We start from the raw sequence: 17,357 nt of genomic DNA on the forward strand, positions 1-17,357 counted from the left end.
AACGCTGTTCAACTTTTTACAGGGAGCCAGGCTGACGACAGATGCCCGCGCAGGTTTGTTGCTAAAGAGAACGAAAATGCCTCTCAGTTATTTAATGAATTTTTCACATTTGCCTTTAAAAAGATGGCGCAAGGCCATTTCTGGTGTTTCCCAAGAGCAAAAAAAGCCCCGCTCGCGGTCTGAGCCGGGCGGGGCCATGTCATGGATAACGGGCTGGATTCAGGCAGATACCTGTTCGGCCTGCACCTGTTCCACGTCGATCTTGCCGGCCTGCATGCGCACCAGTTGGTCGGCAATCGGGAAATACCGGTCGTCGTGGGAGATGACGATGATGGTCTTGCCTTGCTGCTTGAGTTCGGGCAACAGCTCGGTGTAGAACACGCGGCGGAACGCCGGGTCCTGATCGGCGGCCCATTCGTCGAACACCAGCACCTGACGCTCGTCCAGCCAGGCATTGATCAGGGCCAGGCGCTTGCGTTGGCCGGTGGACAGGTCGGTGGTGGTAAAAGCGCCATCGCGGATGCTGACCTTGTGAGCGATATCCAGACGCTCCAGGTATTTACCCGCATCGGCAGGCAGTTTCGCTTCGCCCTGCATCGGTTCGTCGAACAGGTGGTAGTCGGCAAAGATGGTGGTGAACAACTGGCGATAATCGTCCAGCTCTTCTGGCATGACCGCTTTGCCGTTGAGGCGGATTTCACCTTGCTGTGGCTTGTACAGCCCCAGCAGCAGCTTGATCAGCGTGGTCTTGCCGCAGCCGTTCTCGCCCACGATGAATACGATATCGCCCTGTTTGATGCTCAGGTTGACCGGGCCGAGATGGAAGGACTCGCTGCCTTCCACGGGTGGGTAGTCATAACGCAGTTGATGCAATTCCAGGGTCTGCATGTTTGCCAGCGTATTGGGGCGATCGCTGACCAGCAGGTGCGGCTCGGGGCTGGAGAACTTCCACGACAGTTCGGCGATGCGGCGCATGGCGATCTGTGCGCGGCTGATGCCGGGCAGGGCGGTGATCAGGCGTTCCAGTGGGCCTTTCATATACAGCATGACCAGCACGAAACCGCCCAGCACAGTCTTTTCGGTGCTTGGCCATAGCGCCTGAAAGGCAATGGCGATGCCGATGACGGCGAAGAACAGCATCGAACCGAAGGTTTCTGCGCTGACGAAAATGTTGGCGGCGCGTACGTTGGATCGGCAGATGCGCTCGGTCGCGCCATGGATCTGCTCATCAAGCATGTGCTGACGGCGTTTGCGCTGGATGCGCAGTTCCTTGGCACCGGCCGACAGGGCCTGATAGTGCTTTTGCAATTCGTCTTCGCCGTTACGTGCTGCGATGATGCTGCGGGTTCCGAAATGATGAGCCAGGTACTGCGCGCCAGTGCCCAGCACCACGGTCAGTACCGTCAGGGCCAGAATTTGCCACGAGAGCAGGGCCAGATACGTCAGGCAGCCCAGAGTGACGGTGAACGAAATCACCATCGGCGCAATCGACAAGGCGAAGGTGCTGAGGGTGTTCACGTCATTGAGCAGCACCGGGATCAGGCGATGTGAGCGGTAGCGCTCCAGTTGCTCGATGGGCGCGACCAGCACCTTGGCGGCCAGCTCCCGGCGCAGGTTGGCGACCACACGCTGGCCGACATAGTTGGTCGACAGGTTCGAGACGGTAGAGCAGGCCAGGGTCAGCACGCACAGGCCGGCGAACAGCAGAGCGGTGTGGGTGTCGGGGCCGCCTGCCATGTTCATCGCATTGTTGATGGTGGCCAGCAGGGCGGTCACGCTCAGGCCGCTGACAACCCCCAGCACAGTGGAGAGAGCCACCAGCCACCAGAATGGCTTGAGGATCCTCAGGGTTTCCCGGGCGAGGCTTTCTGATTTGGGTGTCATGCTGTTGTCTCGTTATTGTCCGTTGTAGCGGTAATGCCGATCAGTCAAGGCACAAGCAAAACCTGTGGGAGGCAGCTTGCTGGCGAAAAGGCCTGAAAACTGGCAGATATTCTGCGTCTGTACGCCAGAGTCGCCAGCAAGCTGCCTCCCGCAAAGTGATTCATTGACCTTGACTGATCGGCATTGCGTTGTGAAAGCGTCAGAGTTCGCGAACGACCCGAAAGCCCAGCCAGTCGCCACGTACATCGGGCTTGCGGCTGTTGCGGTTACCGGAGCGGGAGAAGATCGGCGCTTCGGTCCAGTCGTTGCCGCGAATCATCTTCCAGCTGCAATCACCGGCCAGCCAGGCACTGCCATCGGTGGGGGCGCCGTTGTAGTTGCTGGTTTCGCAATCGGCGGTCCACTCATACACGTTGCCGTGGGCGTCATAGATGCCGAAGTCATTGGGGCTGTAGCTGCCGGCGGGGGCTGTGACGCTGAAGCCGTCTTCCGGGCCGTAGGTGTTGGCATGCTTGGCGATGCCGTATTGCTTGCCTTCATCCATGGGGAAGGGGAACGGCCCGGTGCTGCCGCCACGGGCTGCATACTCACGCTCGGCCTCGCTGACCAGCCGGTAGGTTTTGCCGGTCTTCTTCGACAGCCAGGCGGCGTAGGCCTTGGCTTCGTTCCAGTCCATGCACACCGCAGGCTGGCGATCGGTCAGTGGATAGCGCGGCTGTCCGGCCTTGCACTCGCGACCCGGACGGGTATCGCCATCGGGCATCTTGTAGCCGGTGCTTTTGATATAGGCCTTCCACTCGCCGCTCAGCACCTGGAACTGACTGATGGCGAACGGTTTGGCAAAGGTCACTTCATGCAGCGGGCCTTCGTCGGGCTGGCGGCCGAGTTCGGATTCCGGTGCGCCCATGGTGAAGGTGCCGGCAGGCAACACGACCATTTCCGGACAGTCCTTGCAGTCCTTGAACACCTTGCCCGGTTCGGGCGTGGCGGCCATGGCGGCTGCGGGCAACAGCGCACCCAGCAGGGCGGTCAGGGACAGAGTGGACAGCATGTTGTTCATAACGGGCCTCAAGGCAGAAAACTGAAAGCGGGTGACAAGCGTCATGGGCGTTGGCCGAGGACGGCCAGGAAGCGATCTATTTCGGCCTCGTTATTGAGCAGGCCCGGAGCGGTGCGCACGACCGGTCCTATATCTCGATCCACGGCATCGACCACTACATGGTTTTTCATCAGCCAGGCCGCCACGTCGTCGCAGTTGCGGTCCTTGACTCTGAAGAAACTGAACCCCGACGACAGTTCGGGCGCCATGGGCGTGACCAGTTCTATGCCCGGCTGTTCTTTCAGGCGTTGCTTGATGTAGGTGTTGAGCTGGTGGATGCGCGACTGGACATCGGCCTTGCCCAGTTGCAGGTGCAACTCAAAGGCCTTGTCTACCGCCCATCGGTGCTCGAAGGAGTGGTAGCCGCCGGGTGTCATGATCGTGCCGAAGTGGGTCGCTTCCGAAAAACTGGGGATCAGCGGGGTGACATCTTTCAACTGCTCCGAGCGGGCGCAGATGATGCCGGTGCCTCGTGGTCCGAACATCCATTTATGGGTCCCGGCGACGAAGAAGTCGCAGTTCATGCTCGGGAAGTCCAGGTTCTCGACCCCGAAACCGTGTACGCCATCGATCACGTACAGGATGCGGTCCTTGTCGTCGCGATTACGGTTCTGCTCCTGAACCAGGGCACCAATCTCACCGACCGGCAGCTTGACGCCGCTGCCCGATTGCACCCAGGTCATCCCCAGTACGCGGGTTTCGGGACGAATGGCCCGGGCGATATTGCCGATGATTTCGTCGGTCGAAACGGTGCTGGAATCCTTGAACAGGCGGATCTTGCGGACCTGTGTGCCTTCTCTCTTCTTGCGCGAGTTCAGGATGTTGCGGGTACAGAAGTGTTCATGTTCGGTGGTGAGAATTTCCTGATCCGGCCGTACATGAATGCCGCCATAGATAATGGCCAGACCTTCGGTCGTGCTGCCGGTCAGGGCGATCTGACCGGGCCTGGCATTGAAGTACTTGCCGGCCCACTCGCGAACCTTGTCTTCGCGGCGGCTGGTTTCCTGCAGGTCCCAGTCCATGGCCAGGCCGGGGTTACGATCGATATTGGCCCGGTGTTGCTCGATGGCATCTTTTACCGGCCTGGGGTGCGAAGTAATCAGGAAGTTGGCGAAGTGGATATAGTCCGGGTCCTGATTGAACAGGCCGCGCAAGGTGGTCCATTTGTCCTTGGGAGCCAGTTCGATAGCGGCCGCCGTGGCCGAGTGGGTCAGGCTGGCACCCATGGGCAGTGCAGCCGCGAGCAGGCCAGCCTGTTTGAGAAAGGTTCTGCGGTCAGTCATGAGCGGCCATACCTGAAATGTCGGTGTGCAAGCTGTAGAGGTTCATTGGCGGGTGACCGGTCTGGCCGAGTTCTGCACCTGCTCCCAGACCCGCAGGAAGTTGCCACCCCAGAGCTTGGCAATGTCGGCTTCGGCATAGCCGCGCTCGATCAGTTCGGCGGTCACGTTGCGGATCTCGCTGACATCCTTGAAGCCATCCACGCCGCCGCCATCGTTGAAGTCGGAGCTGATGCCCACGTGATCGATGCCGATCTTCTTCACCGTGTAATCGATGGCGTTGACGAAGTCCTTGACGGTGGCCTTGGGCTCTTCTTCGAGGATGGCGTACAGCTTGCTGGCGTAAGCACCGAAACGTTGCTCCGGCCAGACGGTAATGATCGCGTCGCCCGGCATCAGCGCCATGGCCAGGTTCGGCAGTGGCGGCAGGTCGAAGTCCTTGCGCAGCTTGTTGAGCTTGTCCTGGGTCTTCTGGGTCAGGGGTTTCAGGTAGGCCGGGAACGCCACGACCTGCACCACGCCGCCACTCTGCTTGATGAGCTGCAATTCCTCGTCGCTCAGATTACGTGGAATGTCCACCAGCGCTCGTGGCGCGGAGTGTGAGGCCACCAGTGGCGTGCGGCTCAGCTTGCTGACCTGTTCCAGGCCTTTGCTCGACATTTGCGACACATCGATGATCACGCCCAGATCATTCAGGCGATGCACCGCCTGCTTGCCGATCTCGGACAGCCCGCCCAGCGGGTCCTGGGAGTCATTGAAGAACGGCAACGGACGAGAAGAGTCCGCCCAACTGTTGTTGCCCACATAGCTGAAGCCGAACATGCGCATGCCGCGCGCCGTCCACTGGTCCAGCAGATTGATGTCGTTGCCCAGCGGGTAGGCGTTGAGCATGCTGATGAAAATCGCAAACTTGCCTTCGCCATGCAGGCGGCGCATGTCGTCCGGGGTGTAGGCGATGCCGACCTGGTTCGGGAAATCGCGGACCATGCCGGTGATGATCTTGTAGCGGACCTCTTGCTGATGGCGCGCCTCATCCACGAAGCCCGGTGTCGGGCGGTGCGGTGCATTGGGGCCGTTCCAGATTTCCGGCCAGCCAAATACCGTCAGTGCCGCACCCGACAAACGCCCGCGTGCGGTCTTCACCAGATCGAATTGCCCGGAGCCATCCTTGTCCGCTTCGTTGCGCTCGCTGCCGAACTTCAAAGGCACGGTGATGTGGCTGTCAAAGGAAATGATTCGTTCCTGCAGCTCTTCGGCCTGTTTCATCACCTTGACCGGGTAACCCGATGGCGACCAGTAATTCCAGGCCAGCCAGCCTGCGCCTGCACTGATCGCCAGAGCCAGGGGCAGGCCAATGAAAAGAGCCTTTTTCCAACGCGGTTTTGTCATTGCCATCTCTTTCAGGTTCGCCGTTCAGAAGCACGCACAAGGGCCTTTGCTATCTGGGGAGAACGAGCGGATGACGGAAAAATTTAGCGCGGATGCAGTTCGCGGTTCTGCCCCTAAATTTCTCCGTCGATGCTACGTCCTAGCTTGGATAAAGACCGTTTCGGGGCGTTAACAGGTAGGGCAATGACGATTTCTCGACGAGGTTTTATAGCGGGCCTGGCGCTGACCGGTGCTGCGGTACCGGCTGCTTATTACGCACATCGCGAACTCACGCGCGTCGAAGAGCCCGTTACACCGGGGGAAGCGACTGCCGCAGCGGCCGACACCGCCACCCAGAGGCTGGCCGATAAGCTGCGCGGGATATGGGATATCCGTTTCGAGGGGCGTGATGCTGGACTGGCCGGAGCACCGCTCAAGGGCCTGGAAATGTTCCTGGACATTGCCCCGCGTGGTCGTGGCCTGCGGGGTTATATCGACACCGCTGAGCGTCTGCGTGGCGAGGCTGAGCCGCGCTTTCGGGTGATCGGCGACCTGCGTTCTGCCGACGCCTCGAAGCTGTATTTTCGGGTCATTGACGGCCATCTCGATGACAGCCCGCAAAGCGATGCGCCGGACTATGAATTCAGCATGGTTCTGGATGAAGTCTGGGGCAGCTTCGGTAATGCGGGCAGCGGCACCTTGAGTGGGCGCATCGAGCGTCTGGATCGTCCGCTGGCGTTGCCTGAGCTGGAAAATCGTTTTATTGCCACCAAGCAAGTGTTCCCCGAAGCCCGTGACCGTATCGGGCTGACGCCGCCGTTTCTGGCCTGGCTGGTTTCAAAGGAGCATCGCCTGTTTCACCAGCTCTGGCATGCCAGCCGCGACAAGTGGCATCGCCTGCCCGAAGAAAAACGCAATGCCCTGCGCGGTATCGGCTGGCAGCCAGGTCCGCGAGACAAGGAGCGCGATGCCCGTGGTGAGCGCAAGGACCGTAATGGCTCGGGCATCGACTTTTTCTATATGCATCGGCACATGCTGATTCAGGCCCGTCAGTTTCAGGAGCTTCCTTCCTGGCCGCGCTTTCCCTTGCCGCAACCGGAGCTGGAGCGGGATCGTCAGGGCTTTGCCCGTTACTTCGATAATCACGATGGCTGCGCGTTGCCACCGCCCTGGCAGGCCAATGGCGATGCGGAATATAGCCAGTTGGTCAGCGATATCAAAAGCGACGAGACATTCAGCACGCATTTTCAGGCGTGGGAATCCCAATACCGGGACCCGCGCTTCTTGTCGAAACTGACCCTTGGCCAGTTCGGTTCCCAGGTTGAGCTGGAGCTGCATGACTGGTTGCACATGCGCTGGGCGTCCGTTGCGCGAGACCCTTCAAATGGCGAGCCGGTGCCCATGGCCCGTGACTCGGCGGATTTCGCGGCACGCTGGTTCGAGCCGGAAAACGACTTTCTCGCTGACCCGTTTTCATCCCATGTGCATCCGGTGTTCTGGATGTTCCATGGCTGGATCGATGACCGGATCGACGACTGGTTCCGTGCCCATGAGCGCTTTCATCCGGGAGAGGTGAGCCGTCTTGAGGTCAATGGCGTGCCATGGTTCGCGCCGGGGCGCTGGGTTGAGATCAGCGATCCCTGGCTCGGCCCGCAGACTCATGGATGCAGCACCACACCGGGCCTGAATGCCGGGACCACCATGGAAATGGAACCGGAGGTCATGAAACTGGCGCTGCGCATTACTTTTGCGGCTGATGACAAGCTCGGTAACCTCCTGCGCCGCGTGCCGCGTCGGCCGTGGTATGCGAGGAACCTGCTGCCGGAGAAGTGGTTTGGCGGGGTTTGATTCCTGAATCTGTAGGATCGAATTTATTCGGGAAGGCATTATTTCTTCAGATAAAGATGCGGCGGATGTACAGGCCCTTTCCCGGATAAATCCGGTCCTACTCTAGTACGGTGCAAATCTGTAGGAGCGAATTTATTCGCGAGACATTAGTGAAGGGTTTGTGTCCAACCGCCACCCAGGGCCTTGTACAACGCAATACTTGCCTGCACCCTCGACAGCCGAAGCTGCACGCTCACATCCTGGGCCAGATACAGCGTGCGTTGGGTTTCCAGCACGGTCAGCAAATCCTCCGCGCCAGCCTCGTAACGGCTCTGGGCGATGCGGAATGCGGTCTGGGCCTGTTTGAGTTCTTCGTCGTGCCAGTACCTTTGCTGGTCCAGGCCGCTGATGCTGTTCAAGGCTTTCTCCACGTCGGCGAAGCTGTTGATGATCGCGCCGCGATAGGTTTCCAGCAGTTCTTCCTGACGGGCCGTGGCCTTGTCGCGCTCTGCGCTCAGGCGTCCGTTATTGAAGATCGGTCCGGTCAGGCCGGCAGCCAGACTGCTGAAGGGCGCTCGCAGCCAGTCTTCGGCCCGAACCACCTCCGTGCCTAAAGTAGCGCTCAAGGTCAGTTTGGGCAGCAGGGCAGCGCGGGCTACGGTGACATCGGCTTGGGCGGCGGCCAGTTCGGCTTCGGCCTTGGCGATGTCAGGACGACGGGTCAGCAGTTCGCTGGGCAGCCCTGTGCCGATCTGTGGCCAGCTCAGGTTCTCGAAATCCTGATTGCCCAACTGCAGATGTTGCACGGGTTGGCCGAGGAGGGCAGCGAGGGTGATCTGTTGCTCATTGGCCAGTTGCTGAATACGCGGCAGTTCACGTTGCTGAGTCGCAACCAGGTTCTTCTGCTGAGCCAGTTCCAGTGCCGTGGCGGAACCCGAGTCGTAGCGAGTCTGCACCAGTCTCAGCACGTTCCTGGCATTGGCCAGGTTCAGCTCGGCGATATGGCTCTGCTCTCTGGCTGACAGGGTTTGCGCGTAGCGATCGGCCACGCTGCTGAGGAGGGTCAGTTCCACCGTAGCCCTGTCGAACTCACTGGCCTTCAGGCTCTGTAGCGCACTGTCGCGAGCAGCCGATACGCCACCCCAGAAATCCACTTCGTAACTGGCGGTCAGGCTGGTGGTAAAGGCGTCGGTATTGTTGTCATCCGAAGGGCTGGCCTTGCGGTCGCTGCTGCGCAGGAACTTGTTGCGCTCGCCCCGGATGTCGTAAGTGAGTTCAGGGCGCGTGGGTGCTCCGGCGATGGTCGCCGTTGCCTGAGCCTGACGTACACGGGCCATGGCGGCGGCGACTTCATGGCTGTTGACCCGGGCCTGTTCGATCAGGCGGTTCAGGTCCGGGCTGCCGAATTGTTGCCACCACTGAGCATCAGTGCGCTGCAAGGCGGCGCCTTGGGCGAATTCCCAACTTGGCGGTGGCTGGATGCCGCTGTCGATGGAGGGTGTAGAAGTGTTGCAGGCCGCCAGCAGCAGGCAGCAGGTCAGCAAGGTGAGGGTTGGCTTCATCGATAGATCATTCGCTGGTTAGGGCTGCAACCGGATCGAGCCGGGCAGCTTTGCGGGCAGGCATGAAACCGAAGACCACGCCGGTCACCAATGCACAGGCAAAGGCCCCGACAACGGCAAACAGCGAAAACGCCACGGCGATCTTGCCGAGCAGCAGCGCTGCGCCCATGCCGAGGGCCAGTACGATGCCAGCCAGCCCGCCGACCACCGAGAGCATCACGGCTTCGGTGAGGAACTGACGCAGAATGTCGCCCTGGCGTGCGCCGGTGGCCATGCGGATACCGATTTCCCGAGTGCGTTCCCGTACGGTCATCAGCATGATGTTCATTACGCCGATACCGCCCACCAGCAGCGAGATGGCGGCAATCGAGCCGAGCATCAGCGACAGGGTGTTCTGGGTCCGGGCTTCGGCCTGGATCATTGCGGCGTTGTTGGTCAGTTCATAATCGTTCTTGCCGTTGTGCAGGCGCTGCATCAGGTCATTGATCGAACGTTCGGCTTCCTTGACCTTGCCGGCATCCTTGGTGGCGATGGCGATGTATTCCGGGTTCTGGGTACCGAACAGCCTGATGCTGGCCGAGGAGTAGGGGATGGCAATGCGGTTGTCGCTGTCCAGGTCGCCGGAACTGGCGCCTTTTTCCTGCAGGACGCCAACCACCTGGAAGGGCACGTTCTCGATCAGGATGTACTGGCCGATGGGGCTGGCCATATCCTTGAACAGCTTTTGCCGGACCTTATGGCCGATCACTGCCACGGCTGCTGCGTTTCTTTCGTCGGCTTCGGTGAAGTAACTGCCTTCGACCACCGGCCAGTTGAAGATGGCCGGGAAGTGCGTGTCGTTGCCGCCCACGTAGCTGGAGTGATCGGCATTGCCAAAGCGCACGCCTGCCTGTCCGCCATTGACCGGCATGATCATTTTCACCTCGGGCAGTTCGCCCAGTGCGGCGACTTCCTCCAGCGTGATGATGCCTTTGGGAGTGCGCGGGCTGGGGGACTTGCCGTTGAGGTAAATGATGTTGGAGCCGAAGGACGACATCTGCGCCATGACCTGACGCTTGCTGCCTTCGCCCACCGCCAGCATGACCACCACCGAGGCAACGCCGATCACGATGCCCAGCAAGGTCAGTGCGGTACGGAACCGGTTGATCCACATCACCCGCCAGGCGGCCTGGATGGCATCGAGCAATTCACCTTTCCAGGCGCCATTGCGGGTACTGCCTTCGCTCAGGCGCTGGCGCAGGTCGACGGCCTGCAAGGCGGCCGGATTGGTCGGGGCTTGTGCCTGCGGGTTGCCGGATGCCGTATCGCTGACGATCAGGCCGTCACTGACTTCAATGACGCGCCTGGCGCGGGCGGCGACTTCCCGGTCGTGGGTGATCAGAATCACCACATGCCCCTGGCTGGCGAGTTCGTCCAGCAGGGTCATGACTTCTGCGCCGCTATGGCTGTCCAGTGCGCCGGTAGGTTCGTCGGCGAGGATGATATGCCCGCCATTCATCAGCGCCCGTGCGATGGAAACCCGTTGCTGCTGGCCGCCGGATAGCTGGTGCGGGCGGTTTCCGGTGCGCGAGGCCAGCCCCAGTCGGTCGAGCAGGGCGGCGGCGCGGGCATGGCGTTCAGCAGCGGGTGTTCCGGCGTAGATGGCTGGCATCTCGACGTTTTCCTGGGCCGAGCCCGACGGAATCAGGTGATAGCCCTGAAACACGAAGCCAAAGGCTTCACGCCGCAACCAGGCCAGTTCGTCGCTGTCCAGCCCGGCCACATCCTCTCCGGCGAACAGATATTGCCCGGAGCTTGGGCGGTCGAGGCAGCCGAGAATATTCATCATGGTCGACTTGCCCGAGCCGGAGGCGCCGACAATGGCCACAAACTCGCCGGCATGGATCGACAGGTCGATCCCTCGCAGCACGTTGACCAGCGGGCTGTCGCCACCCCCGTAGGATTTGCGGATATCCCGCAGGTCGATCAGCGGCGTTTGCATTCAGCCTCCGCTGCCGATGGACGGGCCGATCAACAGCCGGTCACCTTCATTCAGCCCTTCGAGAATCTGCACCCGCAAACGGTCGCTGATGCCGGTACGGACTTCACGGTTCTGTATGTCGCCGCTGGCGGTGAGAACCCGTGCGGTCTGCAGATCGGCCTGTGGTCCGCTTTTCAGGGCGGCAAGAGGAGCGGTCAGGGTGTTCTGGGCGCTATTGGCGACAAAGAAGATCTGCGCGGTCATTTCCGCCATCAGTGCCTGATCGGCGTTATCGACATCCAGCAACACGGTATAGAGCACCACGCGGCCGCTGCCGTTCTTGCCCGAGCTGCTCGGGCTGCCGCCACCCTGATTGGCTTGCTCCAGAGGCTTGGGCGGCACCGGGAGAATCTGCCGCACCGTACTGCTCCAGCGCCGGGTACCGCCGCTCAAGGTGGTGAAGTAGGCGTTCATGCCGGGTTTGACGTGGCCGATATCGGCTTCGGACACCTCGGCCCAGACGGTCATGGGCGAGAGGCGGGCGATGCGCAGGATCAGCGGTGTCTGCTGCTGGGCATTGAGGGTCTGGCCTTCCCGTGCATCCAGCGCGACCACGGTGCCGGACATCGGCGCGTAGATGCGGGTGTAGCCCAGCGCGGCTTCGTCACTGCGCAGGCTGGCCTGGGCCTGGAGAATCTGCGCCTTGAACATGTCGACCCGTGCCTGAGTGGCGCGAAACTCGGATTCGGCGGCCTGCACATCCTCGGCGCGAGTGGCACCACCGGCAGCCAGGCTTCTCTGACGCTGCTGTTTCTGCTGGGCCAGTTCGTGCAGGGCACGCTGCTCCTGAAGTTGCGCCTTGAGGTTCTCAATGGCATAGCGTGCGGCGTCGAGCCGGGCCTTTTGCGTGGACGGATCGATCTCCACCAGCAACTGGCCTTCCTTGACCTGATCGCCGACCTGCGCGTGGATCTTCATGATCTGGCCGGTGGCCTGGGAACCCACATCCACATAACTGCGCGGTTGCAGAGTGCCCAGCGCCGTCACGCTGCTTTGAATGTCGCTGCGGGTGACGAGCGCGGTGGCTGCATCGTTGTTGCCCGAAGGCATGATTTGCCAGGCGCATACGGCGATGACCGGAAACATGCACAGCGCCAGAAGGACGGCGCGTCCAGGGTGTCGAGAGCGTTTCATGCAGGGTTCCTGCTTGGAGAATTCAGCCCGTCGGCAGGCGACGGCCACGGGAACTGTCCATTAAACGAGGAGCGGGGGCGGGAATTTAGCGGTATGAGTCAGCAGGTAAGGGCGCCGTGTCTTTTGTCGGAAGGCTCCAGAAGGGGGGTGGTATGGGTAACAGGAGCCCATACCACCCAGGCTTTCTGTTTTGCGTCGCAATCAATAAAAAAGCCCGACATTGTCTTGTTTTCTACCTTCCAGCTTTCCCCAGGGGTCACTAGGGAGGTAGACCTGGACTTTCGTCGCCGTTGAATTACTGAAAGGGAGAGTGGCAAGTTGGGAGTTGGTATTAGTGGTTTTCCCCAGTAAACCATTGGCCACGGCGCGAACCAGAAGGTGCTCGCAGTTGTTGGCCCCTTTCAGATACATGGAGTGCCCGCCCGACACGGTCGGCAGGCAATAGGCGCACAAGATGTTTTTCGCATAGGCATTGGGTATGCCCATGATATGGAAGACTTCCGTACGGCTTTTCCATCTGTCAAAGGCATTATCGGCATAGCCCACATAGGTTGAGTTCTCATGGGTGTTATGAATGATATATATGCAGGCGGTGGTAGCCGGTGCCGGGTTACTTGAATTCGTGATGGTGGTGCCGCAGGCAGGTCCCATGTTCCATGCGTTCTGTGTCTGGAAGTAAAATTCTACTGTGGCCATAAAACGCTCCAATGCCTGACCTGAAATCAAAGAAGTGATACGCAGTTTGTAAATAAGGTGTTGTGTTGTTTTTCCATGCTCAAAGCGTTGCGGTTTTACAGGAGCACACTCATGAAAAAGGGAAGCCAGACTTGCGTCTGCTTCCCTTGTTGTCCTAATCGGCGTGCGCCAATACTTACTGCGACATCATGAAATGGATTTTGTAGTTGTAAGGTGCCGACCATTTCTTGGAAACGTATTCATAGCAGGCACCATCCGAGAGTTGTCCGTAACCCTTGGCGCTGCTGGTGTATTGCGGGCCGGTCGAATATTCCTTGTGGCCTGCCTGGAATCGGCATCCGCCGGTGGACTGGCCGCTCGCATAATCAGCCTGCACATCGCTGCTGCTGAAGCCGGATGGCGCGATGAACGTGACGGTTTGATAAGGAGCCAGAGTGGACGGGAAGCCGCTGGTTGAAGAAACAAGCGTCAAGGTCTTTGGCGTGTTGTTCTGCATGGTGACTTCAATGACGGCCGCCATCGATGCCAGTGGGCTCAGCGACAGGGCCAGGGCTGCTGCAGTGAAGGGGAGTTTGAAAGATTTGAACTTCATGTAATCTCCGTATTGTCCTGAATACATTCTGATGCAGGCGATATCGCCTGCTTGTCCATGTGGGCTTTCATCCAGAAAACCACGGACAGATTAGCGGCCCTGCCGGAAATAACTTGAGGTGTTTTTTGCAGGTACAAAAAAAGGAAGCCGGATTCTCGCCCGGCTTCCCTTTCATGTTGCAGTGCAGATTTACAGCACTTGCTTGATCGCGTCACAGACCGCGTCGATGTTCTTCTGGTTCAGTGCTGCCACGCAGATACGGCCGGTATCCAGAGCGTAGATACCGAACTCGTTGCGCAGGCGTTGAGCCTGTTCGGCAGTCAGGCCCGAGTAGGAGAACATGCCGCACTGACGGCCGACAAAGCTGAAGTCCTGACCGGCCGGGTTGTTGGCCAGACGCTCGACCATGGCTTTGCGCATGCCGTGGATGCGCACGCGCATTTCGCCCAGTTCTTCTTCCCACATGGCACGCAGTGCCGGGTCATTGAGGACCGCAGCAGAGATGATTGCGCCGTGGGTCGGCGGGTTGGAGTAGTTGGTGCGGATCACGCGCTTGACCTGGGACAGGACGCGGGCGGTCTCTTCCTTCGACTCGGTGATGATCGACAGTGCGCCGACACGCTCGCCGTACAACGACAGGGACTTGGAGAACGAGCTGGAGGCGAAGAAGGTCAGGCCCGAATCGGCGAACAGACGGACTGCCAGTGCATCTTCGTCGATGCCTTGACCGAAGCCCTGGTAAGCCATGTCCAGAAACGGTACGTGACCTTTGGACTTGACCACTTCCAGAACCTTTTTCCAGTCTTCCAGAGTCAGGTCGACGCCGGTCGGGTTGTGGCAGCAGGCGTGCAGCACAACGATGGAACCGTTCGGCAGGTTTTGCAGGTCTTCGAGCATGCCGGCACGGTTGACGTCGTGGGTCGGAGCATCGTAGTAGCGATAGTCCTGAACCGCGAAGCCCGCCGCTTCGAACAGGGCACGGTGGTTTTCCCAGCTTGGGTCGCTGATGGCGACTACGGCATTTGGCAGCAGGCGCTTGAGGAAGTCTGCGCCTATTTTCAGAGCGCCAGTACCGCCGACGGACTGGGTGGTCAGCACGCGGCCGGAGGCGATCAGTGGCGAGTCGGCACCCAGCAGCAGTTTCTGCACGGCCAGGTCGTAGGCCGAGATACCGTCGATTGGCAGGTAGCCGCGAGGAGCGTGTTGTGCCACGCGAATCTTCTCGGCCTCGGCAACTGCGCGCAGCAGCGGAATGCGCCCGTCTTCGTCACAGTAGACGCCCACGCCAAGGTTGACCTTGGTGGTGCGGGTGTCGGCGTTGAATGCTTCGTTGATACCCAGGATCGGATCGCGGGGCGCCATTTCGACAGCGGAGAACAGGCTCATTGTTTGCGGCAGCTCTGAATGAAGAGTGAAGGGGAGTGCAGTGCATGCTCCGACAGAATGCGCCAGAGCGGTGCACAAACGGGGAGTCAGTATAAAGAGCATCCACTCCGGGAGCGACAGGGCGTAACAGGTTTTTTCAAGGTTTTTCCGGCTTATGGGACAACGTTCGTCTATTCGATAGGCAATCGATGACTTGAAAGATGAGTATATGGCTCCATCTACACTGCATCACTTCAAGCACTGCACGTCCTTCCCGGCGGGATCGGGCGTTGGCGGTGATTTCGTTTTTGCGTGTAGGCTCTGCGCAGACGAACCCTTTGCGCGAACGAATCAAGAGGTAGGTCATGTCCGAGTTTCAGCTCGTCACCCGTTTTGAGCCAGCCGGCGATCAGCCCGAGGCCATTCGCCTGATGGTGGAAGGGATCGAGGCCGGGCTGGCGCATCAGACCCTGCTGGGTGTGACCGGCTCGGGCAAGACCTTCAGCATTGCCAACGTCATTGCCCAGGTGCAGCGCCCGACGCTGGTCCTGGCGCCGAACAAGACCCTGGCAGCCCAGCTATATGGCGAGTTCAAGACGTTCTTCCCCAATAACGCGGTGGAATATTTCGTCTCTTATTACGACTACTACCAGCCTGAAGCCTATGTGCCGTCGTCGGACACCTTCATCGAGAAGGATGCCTCGATCAACGACCATATCGAGCAGATGCGTCTTTCCGCGACCAAGGCTCTGCTGGAGCGCAAGGACGCCATCATCGTCACCACGGTGTCCTGCATCTATGGCCTGGGCAGCCCGGAAACCTATCTGCGCATGGTCTTGCATATCGACCGTGGCGACAAACTCGACCAGCGGGCCTTGCTGCGCCGTCTGGCGGACCTGCAATACACCCGCAATGACATGGATTTTGCCCGGGCGACCTTCCGGGTCCGTGGCGATGTCATCGATATCTACCCGGCCGAATCCGATCTGGAGGCGATCCGCGTCGAACTGTTCGATGACGAAGTGGAGAGCCTGTCGGCGTTCGATCCGCTGACAGGGGAGGTGATTCGCAAGCTGCCGCGTTTTACCTTCTACCCCAAAAGTCACTATGTAACGCCGCGCGAGACGCTGCTTGAAGCGATGGAAGGCATCAAGGTCGAGCTTCAGGAGCGTCTGGAATACCTGCGCAACAACAATAAGCTGGTGGAAGCCCAGCGTCTGGAGCAGCGAACCCGTTTCGATCTGGAAATGATTCTGGAGCTGGGTTACTGCAACGGCATCGAAAACTACTCGCGCTATCTTTCGGGCCGCCCGTCGGGAGCACCGCCGCCCACGCTTTACGACTATCTGCCGCCTGACGCCTTGCTGGTGATCGATGAATCCCACGTCAGCGTGCCGCAGGTCGGCGCGATGTACAAAGGCGACCGCTCGCGCAAGGAAACCCTGGTGGAATATGGCTTCCGGCTGCCTTCGGCGCTGGATAACCGGCCCATGCGTTTCGACGAGTGGGAGGCGGTCAGCCCGCAGACCATATTCGTTTCGGCCACGCCCGGCAATTACGAGGCCGAGCATGCGGGGCGTATCATCGAGCAGGTGGTGCGCCCGACAGGGCTGGTGGACCCGCAGGTCGAGATTCGTCCGGCGCTGACTCAGGTCGATGACCTGCTCTCGGAAATCACCAAGCGTGTGGCGCTGGAGGAACGGGTGCTGGTCACGACCCTGACCAAGCGCATGGCCGAGGATCTGACCGATTACCTGGGCGACCATGGGGTGCGGGTCCGGTATCTGCACTCGGACATCGATACCGTTGAGCGCGTCGAGATCATCCGCGATCTGCGTCTTGGGGCTTTCGATGTGCTGGTGGGGATCAACCTGCTGCGTGAAGGCCTGGATATGCCGGAAGTGTCGCTGGTGGCGATTCTCGATGCCGACAAGGAAGGTTTTTTGCGTTCCGAACGCTCCCTGATCCAGACCATTGGTCGGGCCGCGCGTAACCTCAATGGTCGGGCGATTCTGTATGCCGACCGTATTACAGGCTCCATGGAGCGGGCCATTGGCGAGACTGAGCGGCGTCGTGAAAAGCAGATCGCCCACAACCTGGCCCATGGCATCACGCCCAAGGGCGTCATCAAGGACGTGGCGGACATCATGGAAGGCGCGACGGTCCCCGGTTCGCGCAGCAAGAAACGCAAAGGCATGGCCAAGGCCGCCGAAGAAAATGCCCGCTACGAGAACGAACTGCGTTCGCCCAGCGAAATCACCAAGCGTATCCGGCAACTGGAAGAGAAGATGTACCAGTTGGCCCGGGATCTGGAGTTCGAGGCCGCGGCGCAGATGCGCGACGAGATCGCCAAATTGCGCGAGCGGTTATTGGCAGTTTGATGGGGTATTGGGGCCGCCTCTGTCGCTGCCAAGGCCCCTCCCACTTCAGCCTTGTGCAAGTTTCGTGGGAAGGGGCTTGCCCGCGAAGCTTTTACCCGTGCTGGAGCGCCTGTTAAGATTCCGCGCTTGATCGATCTATTTCGGAATTT

Annotated in this window: 12 protein-coding genes; 2 read left to right on the forward strand and 10 right to left on the reverse strand. The window is 60.0% G+C overall.

Annotation, left to right across the window (positions count from 1 at the left end; all coding sequences use genetic code 11):
• Positions 1-219 precede the first annotated feature (219 nt).
• From Q6A51_RS17780 to pvdM, 4 genes are all read right to left on the reverse strand, one after another.
• Positions 220-1,884, reverse strand: a complete 1,665-nt coding sequence (locus Q6A51_RS17780; protein WP_304575384.1) for a cyclic peptide export ABC transporter — start codon at positions 1,882-1,884, stop codon at positions 220-222.
• Positions 1,885-2,083: 199 nt separating this feature from the next.
• Positions 2,084-2,944 (reverse strand): dihydropyoverdine dehydrogenase, encoded by an 861-nt coding sequence (gene pvdO, locus Q6A51_RS17785; protein WP_371856538.1) that lies wholly within the window; start codon positions 2,942-2,944, stop codon positions 2,084-2,086.
• Between the two features lie 41 nt (positions 2,945-2,985).
• Positions 2,986-4,266 (reverse strand): pyoverdine-tailoring periplasmic protein PvdN, encoded by a 1,281-nt coding sequence (pvdN, locus tag Q6A51_RS17790; protein ID WP_304575385.1) that lies wholly within the window; start codon positions 4,264-4,266, stop codon positions 2,986-2,988.
• Between the two features lie 42 nt (positions 4,267-4,308).
• Positions 4,309-5,652, reverse strand: coding sequence for a pyoverdine-tailoring dipeptidase-like protein PvdM (gene pvdM, locus Q6A51_RS17795; RefSeq protein ID WP_304575386.1), 1,344 nt, complete (start codon positions 5,650-5,652; stop codon positions 4,309-4,311).
• Between the two features lie 183 nt (positions 5,653-5,835).
• Here pvdM and pvdP point away from each other — a divergent pair, with 183 nt between their 5' ends.
• The gene (gene pvdP, locus Q6A51_RS17800; protein ID WP_304575387.1) at positions 5,836-7,479 is read left to right on the forward strand and encodes a pyoverdine maturation tyrosinase PvdP; all 1,644 of its coding nucleotides are present in this window, start codon (positions 5,836-5,838) and stop codon (positions 7,477-7,479) included.
• Between the two features lie 146 nt (positions 7,480-7,625).
• Here pvdP and Q6A51_RS17805 read toward each other — a convergent pair whose 3' ends face one another.
• From Q6A51_RS17805 to Q6A51_RS17830, 6 genes are all read right to left on the reverse strand, one after another.
• Positions 7,626-9,020 (reverse strand): efflux transporter outer membrane subunit, encoded by a 1,395-nt coding sequence (locus Q6A51_RS17805; RefSeq protein ID WP_304575388.1) that lies wholly within the window; start codon positions 9,018-9,020, stop codon positions 7,626-7,628.
• A gap of 7 nt (positions 9,021-9,027) precedes the next feature.
• Positions 9,028-11,001 (reverse strand): MacB family efflux pump subunit, encoded by a 1,974-nt coding sequence (locus tag Q6A51_RS17810; RefSeq protein ID WP_201020428.1) that lies wholly within the window; start codon positions 10,999-11,001, stop codon positions 9,028-9,030.
• The gene (locus tag Q6A51_RS17815; RefSeq protein ID WP_221607172.1) at positions 11,002-12,174 is read right to left on the reverse strand and encodes an efflux RND transporter periplasmic adaptor subunit; all 1,173 of its coding nucleotides are present in this window, start codon (positions 12,172-12,174) and stop codon (positions 11,002-11,004) included.
• 201 nt (positions 12,175-12,375) lie between these two features.
• Entirely contained in the window at positions 12,376-12,870 is a 495-nt protein-coding gene (locus Q6A51_RS17820; protein WP_201002610.1) for a hypothetical protein, read from the reverse strand.
• Between the two features lie 175 nt (positions 12,871-13,045).
• Complete coding sequence (locus tag Q6A51_RS17825) at positions 13,046-13,462, reverse strand: hypothetical protein (RefSeq protein ID WP_201002608.1); 417 nt, start codon at positions 13,460-13,462, stop codon at positions 13,046-13,048.
• Between the two features lie 189 nt (positions 13,463-13,651).
• Positions 13,652-14,848, reverse strand: coding sequence for an amino acid aminotransferase (locus tag Q6A51_RS17830; protein ID WP_201020426.1), 1,197 nt, complete (start codon positions 14,846-14,848; stop codon positions 13,652-13,654).
• A gap of 344 nt (positions 14,849-15,192) precedes the next feature.
• Between Q6A51_RS17830 and uvrB the strand changes: the two genes are divergently transcribed.
• Entirely contained in the window at positions 15,193-17,208 is a 2,016-nt protein-coding gene (gene uvrB, locus Q6A51_RS17835; protein ID WP_201002605.1) for an excinuclease ABC subunit UvrB, read from the forward strand.
• Positions 17,209-17,357 lie beyond the last annotated feature (149 nt).

The organism is Pseudomonas serbiensis, from assembly GCF_030580745.1.
Classification (GTDB): domain Bacteria; phylum Pseudomonadota; class Gammaproteobacteria; order Pseudomonadales; family Pseudomonadaceae; genus Aquipseudomonas; species Aquipseudomonas serbiensis.

Bases quoted from the DNA above. Each gene is read 5' to 3' on its own strand.
- Q6A51_RS17780 (WP_304575384.1), bottom strand. From the start codon at position 1,884: ATGACACCCAAATCAGAAAGCCTCGCCCGGGAAACCCTGAGGATCCTC.
- pvdO (WP_371856538.1), bottom strand. From the start codon at position 2,944: ATGAACAACATGCTGTCCACTCTGTCCCTGACCGCCCTGCTGGGTGCG.
- pvdN (WP_304575385.1), bottom strand. From the start codon at position 4,266: ATGACTGACCGCAGAACCTTTCTCAAACAGGCTGGCCTGCTCGCGGCT.
- pvdM (WP_304575386.1), bottom strand. From the start codon at position 5,652: ATGACAAAACCGCGTTGGAAAAAGGCTCTTTTCATTGGCCTGCCCCTG.
- pvdP (WP_304575387.1), top strand. From the start codon at position 5,836: ATGACGATTTCTCGACGAGGTTTTATAGCGGGCCTGGCGCTGACCGGT.
- Q6A51_RS17805 (WP_304575388.1), bottom strand. From the start codon at position 9,020: ATGAAGCCAACCCTCACCTTGCTGACCTGCTGCCTGCTGCTGGCGGCC.
- Q6A51_RS17810 (WP_201020428.1), bottom strand. From the start codon at position 11,001: ATGCAAACGCCGCTGATCGACCTGCGGGATATCCGCAAATCCTACGGG.
- Q6A51_RS17815 (WP_221607172.1), bottom strand. From the start codon at position 12,174: ATGAAACGCTCTCGACACCCTGGACGCGCCGTCCTTCTGGCGCTGTGC.
- Q6A51_RS17820 (WP_201002610.1), bottom strand. From the start codon at position 12,870: ATGGCCACAGTAGAATTTTACTTCCAGACACAGAACGCATGGAACATG.
- Q6A51_RS17825 (WP_201002608.1), bottom strand. From the start codon at position 13,462: ATGAAGTTCAAATCTTTCAAACTCCCCTTCACTGCAGCAGCCCTGGCC.
- Q6A51_RS17830 (WP_201020426.1), bottom strand. From the start codon at position 14,848: ATGAGCCTGTTCTCCGCTGTCGAAATGGCGCCCCGCGATCCGATCCTG.
- uvrB (WP_201002605.1), top strand. From the start codon at position 15,193: ATGTCCGAGTTTCAGCTCGTCACCCGTTTTGAGCCAGCCGGCGATCAG.